At 70.4% G+C, this 243-nt stretch carries 1 pseudogene; it reads right to left on the reverse strand.

Going from position 1 to position 243, the window contains the following annotated elements:
* A pseudogene (locus QC180_RS30170) lies at positions 1-243 on the reverse strand (4-hydroxy-2-oxovalerate aldolase); the annotation flags it as partial.

Genomic DNA, 243 nt, shown 5'->3' on the forward strand with positions numbered 1-243 from the left:
GTCTTCGGCGGCGTCGGTGACGGCGAAGAAGTCGACGCCGGTCTTGATGCCGAGTTTGTCGCAGACGCCGATGAAGGCTTCGACGGGTAGGTTGCCCGCTCCGGCGCCGAAGCGGCGGGCGGAGCCGTCGATCTGGGTGGCGCCCGCGCGGACGGCGTAGACGGAGTTGGCGACGGCGAGGCCGAGGTTTTCGTGGCCGTGGAAGCCGACTTGGGCGTCGTCGCCGAGTTCGGCGACCAGGGC

This window comes from Nocardia anocheti, from assembly GCF_029675105.1.
In the GTDB taxonomy this organism is placed as follows: Bacteria; Actinomycetota; Actinomycetes; order Mycobacteriales; family Mycobacteriaceae; genus Nocardia.